General features: G+C 57.2%; 19 protein-coding genes and 1 other RNA gene. 14 read left to right on the top strand and 6 right to left on the bottom strand.

The window, feature by feature from the left end; genetic code table 11:
* Positions 1–53 precede the first annotated feature (53 nt).
* The 5 genes from PKC81_RS13020 to PKC81_RS13040 form a co-directional block, all read right to left on the bottom strand.
* Positions 54–374, bottom strand: coding sequence for a DUF2842 domain-containing protein (locus PKC81_RS13020; protein WP_324336781.1), 321 nt, complete (start codon positions 372–374; stop codon positions 54–56).
* Complete coding sequence (locus tag PKC81_RS13025; protein ID WP_324336783.1) at positions 281–850, bottom strand: 5-formyltetrahydrofolate cyclo-ligase; 570 nt, start codon at positions 848–850, stop codon at positions 281–283. Before PKC81_RS13025 ends, PKC81_RS13020 begins: the two co-directional genes overlap by 94 nt.
* A gap of 21 nt (positions 851–871) precedes the next feature.
* Positions 872–1029, bottom strand: a non-coding RNA gene (gene ssrS / locus PKC81_RS13030) — 6S RNA.
* Positions 1030–1039: 10 nt separating this feature from the next.
* A complete protein-coding gene (locus PKC81_RS13035; protein ID WP_324336785.1) occupies positions 1040–1378 on the bottom strand; it encodes a cell division protein ZapA in 339 nt (112 codons plus the stop codon).
* Entirely contained in the window at positions 1371–1568 is a 198-nt protein-coding gene (locus PKC81_RS13040; RefSeq protein ID WP_324336787.1) for a hypothetical protein, read from the bottom strand. The genes PKC81_RS13035 and PKC81_RS13040 overlap by 8 nt, the downstream gene beginning before the upstream one ends.
* 203 nt (positions 1569–1771) lie before the next feature.
* Here PKC81_RS13040 and tkt point away from each other — a divergent pair, with 203 nt between their 5' ends.
* The 5 genes from tkt to PKC81_RS13065 all read left to right on the top strand — a co-directional run bounded on the left by tkt (position 1772) and on the right by PKC81_RS13065 (position 7649).
* Positions 1772–3739, top strand: a complete 1968-nt coding sequence (gene tkt / locus PKC81_RS13045; RefSeq protein WP_324336790.1) for a transketolase — start codon at positions 1772–1774, stop codon at positions 3737–3739.
* Between the two features lie 14 nt (positions 3740–3753).
* Positions 3754–4761, top strand: coding sequence for a type I glyceraldehyde-3-phosphate dehydrogenase (gene gap, locus PKC81_RS13050; protein WP_324336792.1), 1008 nt, complete (start codon positions 3754–3756; stop codon positions 4759–4761).
* A gap of 13 nt (positions 4762–4774) precedes the next feature.
* Entirely contained in the window at positions 4775–5974 is a 1200-nt protein-coding gene (locus PKC81_RS13055; protein ID WP_324336793.1) for a phosphoglycerate kinase, read from the top strand.
* An 84-nt stretch (positions 5975–6058) separates the two neighbouring features.
* Positions 6059–6958, top strand: a complete 900-nt coding sequence (locus PKC81_RS13060) for a fructose bisphosphate aldolase (RefSeq protein WP_324336795.1) — start codon at positions 6059–6061, stop codon at positions 6956–6958.
* Positions 6959–6989: 31 nt separating this feature from the next.
* Entirely contained in the window at positions 6990–7649 is a 660-nt protein-coding gene (locus tag PKC81_RS13065) for an O-methyltransferase (protein ID WP_324336797.1), read from the top strand.
* Here the strand turns inward: PKC81_RS13065 and PKC81_RS13070 are convergent.
* A complete protein-coding gene (locus PKC81_RS13070) occupies positions 7646–8026 on the bottom strand; it encodes a hypothetical protein (RefSeq protein ID WP_324336799.1) in 381 nt (126 codons plus the stop codon). The genes PKC81_RS13065 and PKC81_RS13070 overlap by 4 nt on opposite strands.
* Positions 8027–8067: 41 nt before the next feature.
* On the opposite strand from PKC81_RS13070, the gene thiE reads away from it, so the two are divergent.
* The 9 genes from thiE to PKC81_RS13115 all read left to right on the top strand — a co-directional run.
* Positions 8068–8691 (top strand): thiamine phosphate synthase, encoded by a 624-nt coding sequence (gene thiE / locus PKC81_RS13075; protein WP_324336801.1) that lies wholly within the window; start codon positions 8068–8070, stop codon positions 8689–8691.
* A gap of 93 nt (positions 8692–8784) precedes the next feature.
* Positions 8785–9348, top strand: a complete 564-nt coding sequence (efp, locus tag PKC81_RS13080; RefSeq protein ID WP_298600326.1) for an elongation factor P — start codon at positions 8785–8787, stop codon at positions 9346–9348.
* Complete coding sequence (locus PKC81_RS13085) at positions 9348–10166, top strand: inositol monophosphatase family protein (RefSeq protein WP_115548512.1); 819 nt, start codon at positions 9348–9350, stop codon at positions 10164–10166. The genes efp and PKC81_RS13085 overlap by 1 nt, the downstream gene beginning before the upstream one ends.
* Before the next feature lie 95 nt (positions 10167–10261).
* A complete protein-coding gene (gene ndhC, locus PKC81_RS13090) occupies positions 10262–10636 on the top strand; it encodes an NADH-quinone oxidoreductase subunit A (protein ID WP_115548511.1) in 375 nt (124 codons plus the stop codon).
* Positions 10627–11163, top strand: coding sequence for an NADH-quinone oxidoreductase subunit B family protein (locus PKC81_RS13095; protein ID WP_324336807.1), 537 nt, complete (start codon positions 10627–10629; stop codon positions 11161–11163). The genes ndhC and PKC81_RS13095 overlap by 10 nt, the downstream gene beginning before the upstream one ends.
* A complete protein-coding gene (locus tag PKC81_RS13100; RefSeq protein WP_324336809.1) occupies positions 11160–11777 on the top strand; it encodes an NADH-quinone oxidoreductase subunit C in 618 nt (205 codons plus the stop codon). Before PKC81_RS13095 ends, PKC81_RS13100 begins: the two co-directional genes overlap by 4 nt.
* On the top strand, positions 11774–12985 hold the full coding sequence (locus PKC81_RS13105; protein WP_324336811.1) for an NADH-quinone oxidoreductase subunit D: 1212 nt from the start codon (positions 11774–11776) through the stop codon (positions 12983–12985). Before PKC81_RS13100 ends, PKC81_RS13105 begins: the two co-directional genes overlap by 4 nt.
* Before the next feature lie 183 nt (positions 12986–13168).
* Positions 13169–13513 (top strand): nuclear transport factor 2 family protein, encoded by a 345-nt coding sequence (locus tag PKC81_RS13110; protein WP_324336813.1) that lies wholly within the window; start codon positions 13169–13171, stop codon positions 13511–13513.
* Positions 13513–14044, top strand: a 532-nt coding sequence (locus PKC81_RS13115; protein WP_324336815.1) for an NAD(P)H-dependent oxidoreductase subunit E, incomplete at its 3' end; no start/stop codon positions are given. The genes PKC81_RS13110 and PKC81_RS13115, both read left to right, overlap by 1 nt.

Below are 14044 nucleotides of genomic sequence, written 5' to 3' on the forward strand. Positions count from 1 at the left end.
CAGTTGGTTAGAGCGCCGGCCTGTCACGCCGGAGGTCGCGGGTTCGAGCCCCGTCACTCGCGCCATTTTCCTGTTTCCATCCATAGCAATAATGGCCGCAGAGGCGCGATCCAGATCGTGCCCAAAAACAGATACACAATCGCTTGCATCCAGATCGGCCAACCGCCGATGACGTCAGATTGGCTTCCGATTATCCATGCCAACACCGCGATAATACCCAATATCATGAACATGCCCGCGGGCTTGCGCCATGTTGGCGGAGGAGGCGGGTTTGGGTGGCTCATCGGCTGATCCAGCTTCTCTCGGTAAGAATGGCGTCCATGGGCATGTCCCAAGGATCTAAAGGCAGGTTGTCGGCCAATTGCACCGACCATGCTATTCCGACAGCGGTGCTATTGCCCAGCAGGCTCAATGCACGGTCATAGTGCCCGGCACCCTGACCGAGGCGCATCAGGCGCGCATCAAAGGCAACCAGAGGAACCAGCACGACGTCAGGCGTTACTTCAGGTGCATCTGCTTTGGGTTGCGACAGTCCAAAGGGGCCGTTTTCAAGCGGGTCTCCGGCCTGCCAACGCAAAAAGCGCATCGGCGAAGCCTTACTCGTCACAAAGGGCAAAGCGAGCGTGCATCCCTGTTCGGCAGCGGCCGACAGCAATTTGGCAGGATCTGCTTCAGAGCCGATGGCGACATAGCCCGCGACAATCTTTCCGGGGGTACAAAGCTGCACAAGCGGGGAGGGCAGGCAACTGAAGGCAATCGTTGCTTCACCATTTGTCAAATTGGCGACAAAACTGTCGCGCTTTGCCCTGAATTTTCGCCGCAATTCAGATTTGGCGTCACTTTGCGGCACTTGCAACCCCTTGAAAAACGTAGCGGAACCACCATGGGTCGTTTTCCGGAATATCCTCTGACGCCATTACGTCAGGTGGGCGCCATATACGCCGGGCCAGGGCCCGGGCAGGGATAGCTCCCTTGGATGATATTATCGCCTCAGGGATGTTCTCTTCAGCTCGTGCCGGGCAGTTCCGCCAACACCAATCTAGGCGTGCAGGCCTGCCTGCTCAAGCCCGGAAGCAAAAGATTCTACGCGTGCGGCCAGCTTGTCGAGTGATTGCGCCATTTTCAGCGCAGTTTGCTCATCGATCGTCTTGCTTGCAGGAACCATCGCGACGCCACCATTGGCCTCATTGAGTTGATCCGCCAGCAAAAGGGCCGCAAACAGCAATTGGCGGCTTTCATTCAGTCCGCCCGCGCTGCCGCCGGCTTCACGCGCCTTGGTGTCCACCATGCGACCGAGATCAAGCAATCGCTGCTCTTCTCCGTCACGGCAGGTCACGATATACTCGCGGCCAACGATGTTCAGCCTGACCTCAGCCATGCGTCGAGCCTTCCTTTGCAAGCAGGCGATCGATTTCGGCCACAGCCTGCTCAGCGGCCGATTTCAGTGCGGAATAACGCTGCTCGAGATCCGGATCGGCAGCGCCAAATTTCGGTAATTTCGCTTGCTCAAGCCTGGAAATTGCCCGCTCCAGTCGACCGATTGCCTCGATCATTTGTTGTTGTGCCATAGCTTGTACCCCGTTCCTGTTACAAACTAGCAAAACTGTGGCGATTGGCAACGCGCGATCTGGGCTCGATTGCCGCATTTCTTCGTGACTTTGGCTTGACCCGTGCCGCCTCGCTCCCCAAAGGAGGCGCGAGCCGACTCGTGCAGTCATCATGAACTTATGTGCTGGGGCTGCTCTAGCGGGCAGCAAAAGGGGTAATTTGCATGTCCGCCAACCTTCAGATGATGGCTAACGCGATCCGGGCACTTTCAATGGATGCCGTTCAGGCGGCCAATAGCGGCCATCCGGGCATGCCCATGGGTATGGCCGATGTCGCGACCGTTCTTTACACCAAATATCTGAAATATGATGCTTCTACGCCGAAATGGCATGATCGGGACCGCTTCGTCCTTTCTGCTGGTCATGGCTCGATGCTGGCTTATTCGACGCTATACCTTAGCGGCTATGCAAGCCCGACCATCGAGAATATCCGCAATTTCCGCCAGTTGCACAGCCCATGTGCCGGACACCCCGAGAATATCGAGCTTGAAGGCGTTGAAAGCACGACTGGTCCGTTGGGGCAGGGGCTTGCGATGGCGGTGGGCATGGCACTTGCCGAACGGCACTTGAACGCAGTTTTCGGCGATGAACTGGTCGACCATCGCACTTGGGTGATTGCCGGTGACGGATGCCTGATGGAAGGTATCAACCACGAAGCCATAGGTCTGGCGGGGCATTTGGGGCTCGGTCGCCTGATTGTGCTGTGGGACGATAACCGCATCACGATCGACGGCAGCACCGACCTTTCGACCAGCGAAGACATCAAGGCGCGCTATGTCGCCACTGGATGGCATGTCGAAAGCTGTGATGGGCATGATTTTGCTGATATTTCAACGGCGATAGAGGCTGCAATTGCAGACGGACGGCCGTCATTGATTGCGTGCAAGACGCTGATCGGCAAAGGCGCGCCCAACAAGCAGGGTACGTCGGCAACGCACGGTTCGCCCCTGGGTGCGGACGAAATTGCCGCGACCCGGGCCGAGCTGGGATGGAACTATCCGCCATTTGAAGTTCCGGCGGAAATTCTCGATGCCTGGCGTGCTGCTGGTAAACGCGGCGAAGTCGCACATGGTGAATGGAAAATCCGTTTATCTACAAATGCTAATGGCGCAGAGTTCATGCGCCGTATGAATGGTGAATTGCCGCAAAGTGATGCGATGCAAGACTATCTGGCATCGTTGATCGCCAACCCTGCAAAGGTTGCAACGCGCAAGGCGTCTGAAATGGCGCTTGAGGCGTTGACGGCGGCCATTCCCGAACTGGTTGGCGGTTCAGCAGACCTCACCGGATCGAACAATACCAAGACGAAGTCGACCGGTCCGTTGACGCGCGATGATTATGCGGGGCGCTACGTTTATTACGGTATCCGCGAATTCGGCATGGCCGCCGCGATGAACGGGATGGCGCTGCATGGCGGGATCATCCCATATGGCGGCACTTTCCTGGTATTTTCGGATTATTGCCGCAACGCCATCCGCCTGTCGGCAATCCAGCAGCAACGCGTCGTCTATGTAATGACGCACGACAGCATTGGTCTGGGTGAGGATGGTCCGACCCACCAGCCGGTCGAGCATATTGTCAGCCTGCGCGCGATGCCGAACCTCACAGTTTTCCGTCCGTGCGATACAATCGAAACCGCAGAATGCTGGGATCTGGCGCTGAAAAACACCAAGGGCCCGTCGCTATTGGCACTGTCACGGCAAAATCTGCCGCAGCTGCGCACCGACGTCAGCGAGAATATGTCGGCGAAGGGCGGCTATCGCATGCGGGCCGCAAACGGTGCGCGTAAGGTCGTACTGATCGCAACCGGCTCGGAAGTCGAACTGGCCATGAAGGTGGCAGACGCACTGGAAGCAACAGGGCAGGGTGCCGATGTCGTCTCGATGCCCAGCTGGGAGCTTTTTGACGCCCAAGACGCGTCCTATCGCGCGGCAATGCTGCCCGGCGACGCACTCAAGGTTTCGATTGAAGCCGGCGTCACTTTGGGCTGGCAGCGTTATACCGGAAATGATGGCCTTAACATCGGTCTCGACAGTTTTGGTGCTTCGGCACCCGCAGAAGCCCTATATGACTATTTCGGCTTCTCGGTCGAAGCGATTGTGAGTAAAATTCAAGCTAAGTTAAAAGCTTAAAGGGAGTATTTAATATGGCTACCAAAGTTGCGATCAATGGGTTCGGCCGCATCGGCCGCCTCGTCGCGCGCGCAATCCTTGAACGGAATGACCATGATCTTGAACTGGTCGCAATCAACGATCTGGCCGATGCCAAGTCGAACGCCCTGCTGTTCAAGCGCGATAGCGTGCATGGCGCATTTCCCGGCACTGTAGAGGCCGATGGCACCGACATCATCGTCAACGGCAAGCGCATCCATGTGACTGCGGAACGCGATCCGGCCAACCTCCCGCATGGCGCAAATGGCGTCGATATTGCGCTTGAATGCACCGGTTTCTTCACCGATCGCGACAGCGCGGGCAAGCATCTGGCCGCTGGAGCCCAGCGCGTTTTGATTTCGGCGCCCGCAAAGAATGTTGATAAAACAATCGTGTATGGCGTCAACCACGGCGTCTTGACGTCAGATGACAAGATTGTTTCCAACGCAAGCTGCACCACCAACTGCCTCGCCCCGCTTGCCAAGGTCGTTCATGAAACCGTCGGTATCGAACGCGGCCTGATGACGACCGTCCACGCTTACACCAACGACCAGAAAATCCTCGATCAGATCCACGACGACATGCGCCGCGCGCGCGCTGCAGGCATGTCGATGATCCCGACCACAACCGGTGCCGCCCGTGCGGTTGCCGAAGTGCTACCCGAATTGAAGGGCAAGCTCGACGGTGCGGCGATCCGCGTGCCGACGCCCAATGTCAGCCTTGTTGACCTGACTTTCACACCATCGCGCGACACCAGCGTTGAGGAAATCAACGCTGCGCTGAAAGCTGCATCGGAAGGCGCGCTGAAAGGCGTTTTGGCTTATTCGGACGAGCCGCTAGTTTCGATCGATTACAACCATTGCCCGGCAAGTTCGACCATCGACAGCCTCTCGACCGTGGTCATGGAAGGCAAGCTGGTCCGCGTTGTCAGCTGGTATGACAATGAATGGGGCTTCTCGAACCGCATGGTCGATACCGCTGGCGTGATGGCTGGCCTGATCTAAGGAAGACAACGTCATGGCCTTTCGCACCCTCGACGATCTGGGCGACATCACCGGCAAGCGTGCTTTGGTGCGTGTCGACCTGAATGTGCCGATGGCGGAAGGCCGCGTCACCGATCTGACCCGCATGCACGCACTAGCGCCGACGGTAAACGAATTGTCGGCCAAGGGTGCCAAGGTGCTGTTGCTGGCGCATTTCGGTCGTCCCAAGGGGCAGAAGCATAGCGAAATGTCGGTGTCGATGACGCTTGATGTATTGCAGGAAGTTTTGGGGCGCGAAATCATGTTCGTCCCTGAAATCTATGGCGATGTTGTTGCGCAATCGCTGTCGATCCTGTCGAATGGCGATGTGGCGCTGTTGGAAAACAGCCGTTTCTGGGCGGGTGAGGAAAAGAACGATCCCGAACTGGCGAAGGCAATTGCCGCCAATGGCGATCTCTATGTCAACGATGCCTTTTCGGCCGCCCACCGTGCGCATGTGACCACTGAAGGTCTGGCGCATCTGCTACCTTCTTATGCCGGTCGTTCGATGGAGGCCGAACTCAAGGCGCTGGAAGCAGCATTGGGCGCGCCCGAGCATCCGGTGGCCGCGGTGGTTGGTGGAGCAAAGGTGTCTTCCAAGCTCGATGTCCTCAACAATCTGGTCACCAAGGTCGATCATCTGATCATCGGTGGCGGCATGGCCAACACCTTCCTCGCGGCGCGCGGCGTCAATGTCGGCAAATCGCTATGCGAGCATGATCTGGCTGACACCGCCAATGCCATTTTGGATGCAGCCGACGTTGCCGGTTGCACGGTGCATTTGCCTTATGACGTTGTCGTAGCAAAGGAATTCCGCGCCAATCCGCCCGTGCGCACCGTCAATGTCCATGAAGTGGCAAAGGATGAGATGATCCTCGACGTTGGCCCAGCCGCAGTAGAAGCATTGGGCGATGTACTTAAGACCTGCCGCACCTTGGTCTGGAACGGACCGATGGGCGCGTTTGAAATTGAACCCTTTGACGCTGCTACGGTTTCGCTGGCTCGCACGGCTGCAGCGCTCACCAAGGAAGGTTCGCTGGTTTCGGTTGCTGGCGGTGGCGATACCGTTGCTGCTTTGGCCCATGCGGGCGTGACGCAAGACTTCACCTTCATCTCGACTGCGGGCGGTGCCTTCCTTGAGTGGATGGAAGGCAAGATATTGCCGGGCGTGAAAGCGCTCGAAACAACAGCCTGAATTTTACCAATAGAGCGGTTGCGACTTGCGCGATGGAACGCTAATGGCCGCCGCGACATACGTATGCACAGACAGGGAACTCGCATGAACACCGCTGACATGACCGCCAAGATTGCCGCCGGACAGGGATTTATCGCCGCACTCGACCAGAGCGGTGGTTCGACGCCCAAGGCGCTCAAAGGCTATGGCATCGAGGAAGGCGCGTGGAGCAATGACGAGGAAATGTTCGGCCTGATCCATGACATGCGGTCACGGATCATCCGGTCGAAGGCGTTTACTGGTGACCGCGTGATCGGGGCAATCCTTTTTGAACGCACAATGGATGGCAGCGTGAACGGCAAGCCGACCCCCGCCGCGTTGATCGAAAAGGGCGTGGTGCCCTTTATCAAGATCGACAAGGGCCTCGAAGACGAAGGATTTGGTGGGTTCGGGGGCGTGCAGATGATGAAGCCGATGCCCGAACTGGATGCATTGCTGGAGCGATCAAAGGCGTTGGGCGTGTATGGCACCAAGGAACGTTCGGTCATCAATTCGGCCAACCGCGAAGGCATTGCCGCGATCGTCGCGCAACAGTTCGAAGTTGGTCAGCAGGTGCTGTCGCACGGCATGATGCCGATGATCGAGCCTGAAATTAACATCAAGAGCGAAACCCGCGCCGAGTGCGACGCGATCCTGCTAGAAGAAACATTGAAGCAGTTGGATACGCTGGGTGCCGACCAACAGGTGATGCTGAAACTGTCTCTTCCGGTCGAAGCGGGCAAATTTGATGCACTGGTACAACACCCAAAGGTGCTGCGCGTCGTTGCGCTTTCCGGTGGCTACAAGCGTCCGGAAGCCTGTGTCGAACTCGCCAAAAACAGCGGGATCATCGCGTCTTTCAGCCGCGCACTGCTCGAAGATTTGCGCCACCAGATGAACGACGATGAATTTGACGCTTCGCTCGATGAAGCGATTGATGCGATCTACAAGGCCTCGATTGCTTGACAGGCCATAGTGCGACTTCCACTGGTTTTGCATGAGTGAAACCAGTTGGGCAGCCGTCGAAGAATACATCTCCGGTCATTTGCTGAAACCTGACAGCGCGCTGGCTAGCGCGCTGCGGCACAATGCGGCACAAGGGCTTCCGCCTATCGACGTTTCTGCGGCCCAGGGTAAAATGTTGATGCTGCTCGCGCAGATGGCACAGGCTAAGCATATCCTCGAAGTAGGCACATTGGGTGGTTATTCAACCATCTGGTTGGCGCGGGCATTGCCGGATGACGGGCAGCTTGTTTCGCTCGAAATCGATCCGGACCATGAAAAAGTGGCGCGCGAAAATCTGGAACGGGCCGGATTAGGTCCCAACGTCCAGATTGTAACCGGCGCAGCCCTCGACAGTCTGCGCAATATGCAGCCATCGGCGCCCTTCGACTTCATCTTCATTGATGCCGACAAGCAGAATAATGTGAATTATGTCGATCAAGCGATCCGCTTGGCGCGTTCAGGTGCGACCATCATCGTCGACAATGTGGTGCGTGACGGGTGTGTGCTTGATGCGTCGAGTGACGACGAGCGAATTATCGGTACGCGGAAATTGTTCGAACATATCGCCAACCACCTCCGGCTTGATGCAACCGCAATCCAAACGGTGGGCGACAAAGGCTGGGATGGATTTCTTTTAGCGCGTTTGCGTTAGAGGCCGCCAGCAAAGGTCAGGCTAAATCGGTATTTGCCAACATCAATCTTGCCGTTTTTCGGGCGGGCAGGGCGAATATTGGTTAGGGACATCATACCGTCAGCGACCGCCATTGGTTGATCGCTTGATAGCAGTAGTTCCCTCGGGCCGTCAGCCCGCATCCACAAAACCTTGACCCTGACTCGTCCGGCCCACACGCACTGAACATTGGCGGGACAACGACTATCTTCGATGACAGCAATCGGCTTGATTATGGGGCCATCGACATAGACTGCCTCGCCGATGCGCGCATTCGCCGGGTCTCGGGATTGCTCGATAGGTAATGAAATACAGCCCGCTAGGACCAGTGTTGGCAAGATGGCGGCTAAGATACGCATTTGCATTTACAGCGAATTGCCGACACCGCTATGAATGGAATATGACCAAACCAGCCTGCCAACTGTATCTTATTTCTCCGTTGAATGTTGATGGCGATTTTCCAGCGCACCTCGAAGAAGCGTTGACCGCTGGGCCGGTGGCAGCCTTCCAGTTTCGCGTGAAGGATATGGATCAGCATGAAGCGGCCCGTCTGGCTGCGCCTTTGCAAGACATCTGCGCGCGGCATGACGTTGCGTTCATCGTGAATGACAGCATCGCGCTAGCCAAACGGATCAAGGCCGACGGGGTGCATCTGGGCCAGGACGATGGCGACCCGCGTGAAGCGCGCGAGCAGCTCGGGCGCGATGCACAGATTGGCGTCACCTGCCACAACAGCCGTCATCTGGCGATGGAAGCTGCCGAAGCCGGGGCGGATTATGTCGCGTTTGGTGCCTATTTCCCGACGACGACCAAGGAGGTGAAGCACCAAGCCGATCTGGAAACGATCGAGCTGTGGTCACAATTCACCGAGGTGCCCTGCGTGGCGATCGGTGGGATTACGCCGGACAATGCCAAAGCCGTTGTCGATGCGGGTGCTGATTTCATAGCGGTCAGTGGTGCCGTGTGGAACCACGCCCAAGGACCAGCGGCGGCGGTGAAAGCCTTTAACGCGCTGCTTGCCTAATCCCAGCCTTGACGCTAAAGGCCGCCGCTGTCGGCGCGCCTTATGCAAATCTGGCGGCGCCAAGCTCTTTCCATCTGTTAAGCGAGTGATCACATGAAAATCAGTGGCGTCGAAATTCGTCCGGGCAACATCATCGAATATGAAGGCGGCATCTGGCGTGCAGTCAAGATCCAGCATACGCAGCCCGGCAAAGGCGGCGCCTATATGCAGGTCGAACTGAAAAACCTGCGTGATGGCCGCAAGAACAACGTTCGTTTCCGCTCGGCCGAAACCGTTGAGCGCGTTCGCCTTGACCAGAAAGATTTCCAATATCTGTATTCCGAAGGCGACAATCTGGTTTTCATGGACAAGGAAACCTATGATCAGGTGACCTTGCCGACCGACTTGCTGGGTGACGCGGCTGCATTCCTGCAGGATGGCATGGATGTCGTCATGGAAATGTATGAGGATGAGGCGCTTTCGGTCGCTTTGCCCGACACAATCGAAGCCACCATTGTTGAGGCCGATGCCGTCGTCAAAGGCCAGACGGCTTCTTCCAGCTATAAGCCAGCCATTCTTGACAATGGCGTGCGCGTGATGGTGCCGCCGTTCATCAGTTCGGGCACACGCATTGTCGTCGACGTTTACGAACGGGAATATGTCCGGAAGGCTGACTGATGCCTGCATTATCTGGACTGATGTCCGTCATGGAAAAAGCTGCCCGCAAGGCGGGTAGCAAGCTGCGCCGTGACTTTAGCGAAATCGAACAGTTGCAGGTCTCGATGAAGGGCCCTGCCGATTTCGTAACCAAGGCGGATCAAAAGGCGGAAGACACGATTTTCCGCGAGCTCGAAAATGCACGGCCCGACTGGGGCTTCCTTATGGAAGAAACCGGAGAGATTGCCGGCAAAGAGGGTAAGCCGCGTTTCATCGTCGATCCGCTTGATGGCACCAGCAATTTTCTGCACGGCATTCCGCACTTTGCGATTTCGATCGCGGTGCAGGATCCCAAGCCCGATGGTTCGGGCTGGGGCGATCTCTATATGGGGCTGGTCTATAACCCGATTACCGATGAAAGCTTTTGGGCCGAAAGAGGGAAGGGCGCTTTCCTAGGCCATAAAAGATTGCGTGTTTCGGCACGTCGCAAGCTGAGCGAGGCGCTCGTTGCGACCGGCGTTCCGTTCAAAGGACATGGCGATATTGAGGAATGGGGCAAAATCTACGCCGCCATCGCTCCCGAAGTCGCCGGCATCCGCCGTTTTGGTGCAGCCAGCCTCGATCTGGCATGGCTCGCAGCAGGTCGTTATGACGGTTTCTGGGAAAGCGGATTGTCCCCCTGGGATACAGCCGCAGGCTGCCTGATTGTCCGTGAAGCGGGAGGTTTTGTGACCGACTATCGCGGTCGTTCGCCCGCCATCGCCGATGCGCAATTGCTGGCCGGAAATGACCAGTTGCACAGTCGCTTGCACAAGCTTCTGGTCGGCGCGCTCAAATAATACAAATAACGGTGGAAAAAAGCCGTGTCCGCCCCTTGCGGCGGTGCACAATCACCCCTAAAAGCGCGCCAATTCAGGCCTGAAGCGAGTCCGTTTTGACCGATCTGTCGCAATATCTGCCGATCCTCATTTTCCTGGTCATTGCACTGGGATTATCGAGCCTTTTCGTGTTTCTGCCGATGGCGGTTTCGCGCCTTACAGGTGCGCACCAACCGACCGAGGCAAAGCTCGCTGAATATGAATGCGGTTTTCCTGCGTTTGAAGATTCGCGCAGCCAGTTTGACGTGCGCTTCTACCTCGTCGCGATTCTGTTCATCATCTTTGATCTCGAAGCCGCCTTCCTCTTCCCCTGGGCAGTCAGCCTGGGCGATACCGGTTGGGTGGGCTGGGGTACGATGATGTTGTTCCTGTTCGAACTGGTAATCGGCTTCATCTATGCCTGGAAAGTGGGAGCACTCGAATGGGAGTGATCGAAACAGCACCCGCAGGCGGCGTTCCCGCCGATACGGATTTCGTCAAAGACCTGTCTGAAGAGGTCAATGACAAGGGCTTTGTCGTCACCTCGACCGAGGACCTGTTCACTTGGGCGCGCACCGGCTCGCTCTGGCCAATGACCTTTGGTCTGGCCTGCTGCGCCGTCGAGATGATCCACGGCTATATGCCGCGTTATGATTTCGAACGTTTCGGCATTGCCCCGCGCGCCTCACCGCGCCAATCGGACGTGATGATTGTCGCGGGCACGCTATGCAACAAAATGGCTCCTGCGCTTCGCAAGGTTTACGATCAGATGTCGGAACCGAAATATGTGATTTCTATGGGTAGTTGCGCCAATGGCGGTGGCTATTACCATTATAGCTATAGTGTGGTCCGCGGTTGCGATCGCATTGTGCCGGTTGACATCTATGTTCCCGGTTGCCCGCCGACGGCCGAAGCGCTGCTCTATGGCATCATGCAGCTGCAGCGCAAAATCCGGCGCGAAGGGACGATTGAACGATGAGCAGTCCCGCTCCCCTTGTCGCCACACCCAAAGGTACCGTTGCCGCGCTCAAAAAAGCGTTGGGCAAGGATCTGCTCGCGATCGAAGAGGCGCATGGCGAGATTGCTTGCCATGTCAAAACCGAAAAGCTGGTTGGCGTGATGATGCAGTTGCGCGACGCCTGCGATTACCAGCAGCTGATGGAAATCGCCGGCGTCGACTGGCCCGATCGCGATCCGCGCTTCGAAGTCGTCTATTGCCTGCTCAGCCTGACCAAGAACCACCGCATCCGCGTGCATGTGGCGACCAATGAGGATGTGCCGGTTCCTTCGGTTACCGAAATCTGGCCTGTCGCGGGCTGGCTCGAACGCGAAGTGTTCGACATGTATGGCGTGACCTTTGCGGGCAATGATGATTTGCGCCGCATTCTCACCGACTATGGCTTTGTTGGCCACCCGCAGCGCAAGGATTTCCCGCTGACCGGCTATGTAGAGCTGCGCTATTCGGAAGAAGAAAAGCGCGTGAAATATGAGGCCGTCGAACTGGCGCAGGATTTCCGCAGCTTCGACTTCATGTCGCCTTGGGAAGGCGCAGATTATGTGCTGCCCGGTGATGAGAAAGGAGCCGGCAAATGAGCCTCCAGAAAGATCTCGCGCCGACCACCGGCGATGAAGTCATCCAGAATTATACGATCAATTTCGGCCCGCAGCACCCTGCAGCGCACGGCGTTTTGCGTCTGGTGATGGAGCTGGACGGGGAAATCATCGAGCGCCTTGATCCGCATATCGGCCTGCTGCACCGCGGCACCGAAAAACTGATCGAGCACAAGACCTATTTGCAGGCCTTGCCCTATTTCGACCGGCTCGATTATGCTTCGCCGCTGGCGATGGAGCATAGCTATGTGCTCGCGATCGAAAAGCTGCTGAACCTCGAAGTGCCGTTGCGTGCGCAATATCTGCGCGTGCTTTTTGCGGAAATGACGCGCATTTCGAACCATTTGCTCAATCTGGCACACCATGCGCTTGACGTTGGCGCGATGACGCCGGGTCTGTGGCTGTACGAAGCGCGCGAAGATTGCATGACCTTTTTCGAACGCGCATCGGGCGCGCGCATGCACACCGCATGGTTCCGCCCCGGCGGCGTGCATCAGGATGTGCCGCTTAAGTTGCTCACCGACATTGGCGACTGGCTCGATGATCGCTTGCCGCGCCTGTTCGAAGACGGCATGGCGCTGGTGGTCGACAACCGCATCTTCAAGCAGCGCAATGTCGACATCGCGATTGTCAGCAAGGAAGACGCGATCAAATGGGGCTTTTCCGGCCCGATGATCCGTGGCGCGGGGATCCCATGGGATATCCGCAAGTCGCAGCCGTACGACGTCTATGCCAAGATGGAGTTTGACGTTCCGGTTGGCACGCGCGGCGATTGCTATGATCGCTTCATGGTCCGCGTGGAAGAAGTGCGTCAGTCGATCCGCATCATGAAGCAGTGCCTGCAACAGATGCCCGAAGGCCCGGTGTGCAGCGACGACCGCAAAGTCGTTCCGCCGAAGCGCGCCGAGATGAAGGCATCGATGGAAGCACTAATCCACCACTTCAAGCTTTACACAGAGGGCTTCCATGTGCCCGAAGGTGCAGTCTATGTCGCGACCGAAAGCCCCAAGGGTGAGTTCGGCGTCTATCTGGTGTCGGACGGCAGCAACAAACCCTATCGATGCAAAATCCGCCCGACTGCGTTCTCGCATCTGCAGGCAATGGATTTCATGAGCCGCGGGCATATGCTGGCTGACACTACTGCGATCATCGGCGCGCTCGACATCGTGTTTGGGGAGTGTGACCGGTGAACTGGAAGTCAATCGCGTTCGAGACGATAACTTACTTCTGTTATGGATTCACGGCGGCTGTTTTTGGCCAATGGGCATTCAGTGATGAAATAGCGTTAGATAGGGCATTTTGGATTGCTGGAGCGCTAGCTTTTGGACGACTAGTGCGGTTGATTATTGTCGAAGAAGACAGGGTTATGCGAAATGGCTGAACCAACAGCCCGCCTCGCCATCGCCGAGCAGATGATCGCGCATTACAATGTGCAGGATGCAGACGCTTATGTCGCGCTGATGACCGACGATGCCTGTGAAGCGGGCTATCGCGGCGCAGTCTTGCGCGAGGGCAAGGAAGGCACTCGGACTGGTCTGAAGGCGATGTTTGCTGAATTTCCGGAGAACCGTGCCGAAATCCTCAAAGGCTATGAACTGGGCGAGTTTGTCGCGCTGCATGAGCGGGTGTTTCGTTCCGCCACCGCCGAGCCGTTCGAAGTGATGTCGATCTATAGTTTTGAAGGCGACAAGGTGTCGCGCGTGGAGTTTGTCCGATAATGGCCGACGCTGTCCACATCCCCGACGAAGCCGAAGTCCGCGCCAAATGGGCCGGGTTCAAGTTTACGGCGGCGAACAAGAAAACCGCCGACATGTATGTCGCGCGCTACCCCGCTGGCCGTCAGCAATCGGCGGTTATGGCGCTGCTCGATCTGGCGCAGCGTCAGGTGGGTGAAGAGACCAAGACGCAAGGGTGGCTGCCGGTGCCGGTGATCGAATATGTCGCCGCCTATCTCGGCATGCCCTATATGCGCGCCTACGAGGTTGCGACCTTCTACACCATGTACAACCTCGCGCCCGTGGGCCGTTTCCATGTGCAGGTCTGCGGCACCACGCCGTGCATGCTGCGCGGGTCGGACGACGTCATGGCAGCGTGCAAGAATCGCGGACTGGTCAAGGGTGCGACCACGCCCGATGGCCTGTTCACCCTGACCGAAGTCGAATGTCTCGGCGCTTGCGCCAATGCGCCGATGGTACAGATCAACGACGATAATTTCGAAGACCTGACCTATGACAGCATGTCCGCGCTGC

The sequence above is a fragment of the Sphingorhabdus sp. genome (assembly GCF_035329025.1).
GTDB lineage: Bacteria > Pseudomonadota > Alphaproteobacteria > Sphingomonadales > Sphingomonadaceae > Sphingorhabdus_B.

Bases quoted from the DNA above. Each gene is read 5' to 3' on its own strand.
- PKC81_RS13020 (WP_324336781.1), bottom strand. From the start codon at position 374: ATGGTCGGTGCAATTGGCCGACAACCTGCCTTTAGATCCTTGGGACAT.
- PKC81_RS13100 (WP_324336809.1), top strand. From the start codon at position 11,160: ATGAGCAGTCCCGCTCCCCTTGTCGCCACACCCAAAGGTACCGTTGCC.
- thiE (WP_324336801.1), top strand. From the start codon at position 8,068: ATGACCAAACCAGCCTGCCAACTGTATCTTATTTCTCCGTTGAATGTT.
- PKC81_RS13095 (WP_324336807.1), top strand. From the start codon at position 10,627: ATGGGAGTGATCGAAACAGCACCCGCAGGCGGCGTTCCCGCCGATACG.
- tkt (WP_324336790.1), top strand. From the start codon at position 1,772: ATGTCCGCCAACCTTCAGATGATGGCTAACGCGATCCGGGCACTTTCA.
- efp (WP_298600326.1), top strand. From the start codon at position 8,785: ATGAAAATCAGTGGCGTCGAAATTCGTCCGGGCAACATCATCGAATAT.
- PKC81_RS13040 (WP_324336787.1), bottom strand. From the start codon at position 1,568: ATGGCACAACAACAAATGATCGAGGCAATCGGTCGACTGGAGCGGGCA.
- PKC81_RS13110 (WP_324336813.1), top strand. From the start codon at position 13,169: ATGGCTGAACCAACAGCCCGCCTCGCCATCGCCGAGCAGATGATCGCG.
- PKC81_RS13085 (WP_115548512.1), top strand. From the start codon at position 9,348: ATGCCTGCATTATCTGGACTGATGTCCGTCATGGAAAAAGCTGCCCGC.
- PKC81_RS13070 (WP_324336799.1), bottom strand. From the start codon at position 8,026: ATGCGTATCTTAGCCGCCATCTTGCCAACACTGGTCCTAGCGGGCTGT.
- PKC81_RS13065 (WP_324336797.1), top strand. From the start codon at position 6,990: ATGAGTGAAACCAGTTGGGCAGCCGTCGAAGAATACATCTCCGGTCAT.
- gap (WP_324336792.1), top strand. From the start codon at position 3,754: ATGGCTACCAAAGTTGCGATCAATGGGTTCGGCCGCATCGGCCGCCTC.
- PKC81_RS13055 (WP_324336793.1), top strand. From the start codon at position 4,775: ATGGCCTTTCGCACCCTCGACGATCTGGGCGACATCACCGGCAAGCGT.
- PKC81_RS13035 (WP_324336785.1), bottom strand. From the start codon at position 1,378: ATGGCTGAGGTCAGGCTGAACATCGTTGGCCGCGAGTATATCGTGACC.
- PKC81_RS13060 (WP_324336795.1), top strand. From the start codon at position 6,059: ATGAACACCGCTGACATGACCGCCAAGATTGCCGCCGGACAGGGATTT.
- PKC81_RS13105 (WP_324336811.1), top strand. From the start codon at position 11,774: ATGAGCCTCCAGAAAGATCTCGCGCCGACCACCGGCGATGAAGTCATC.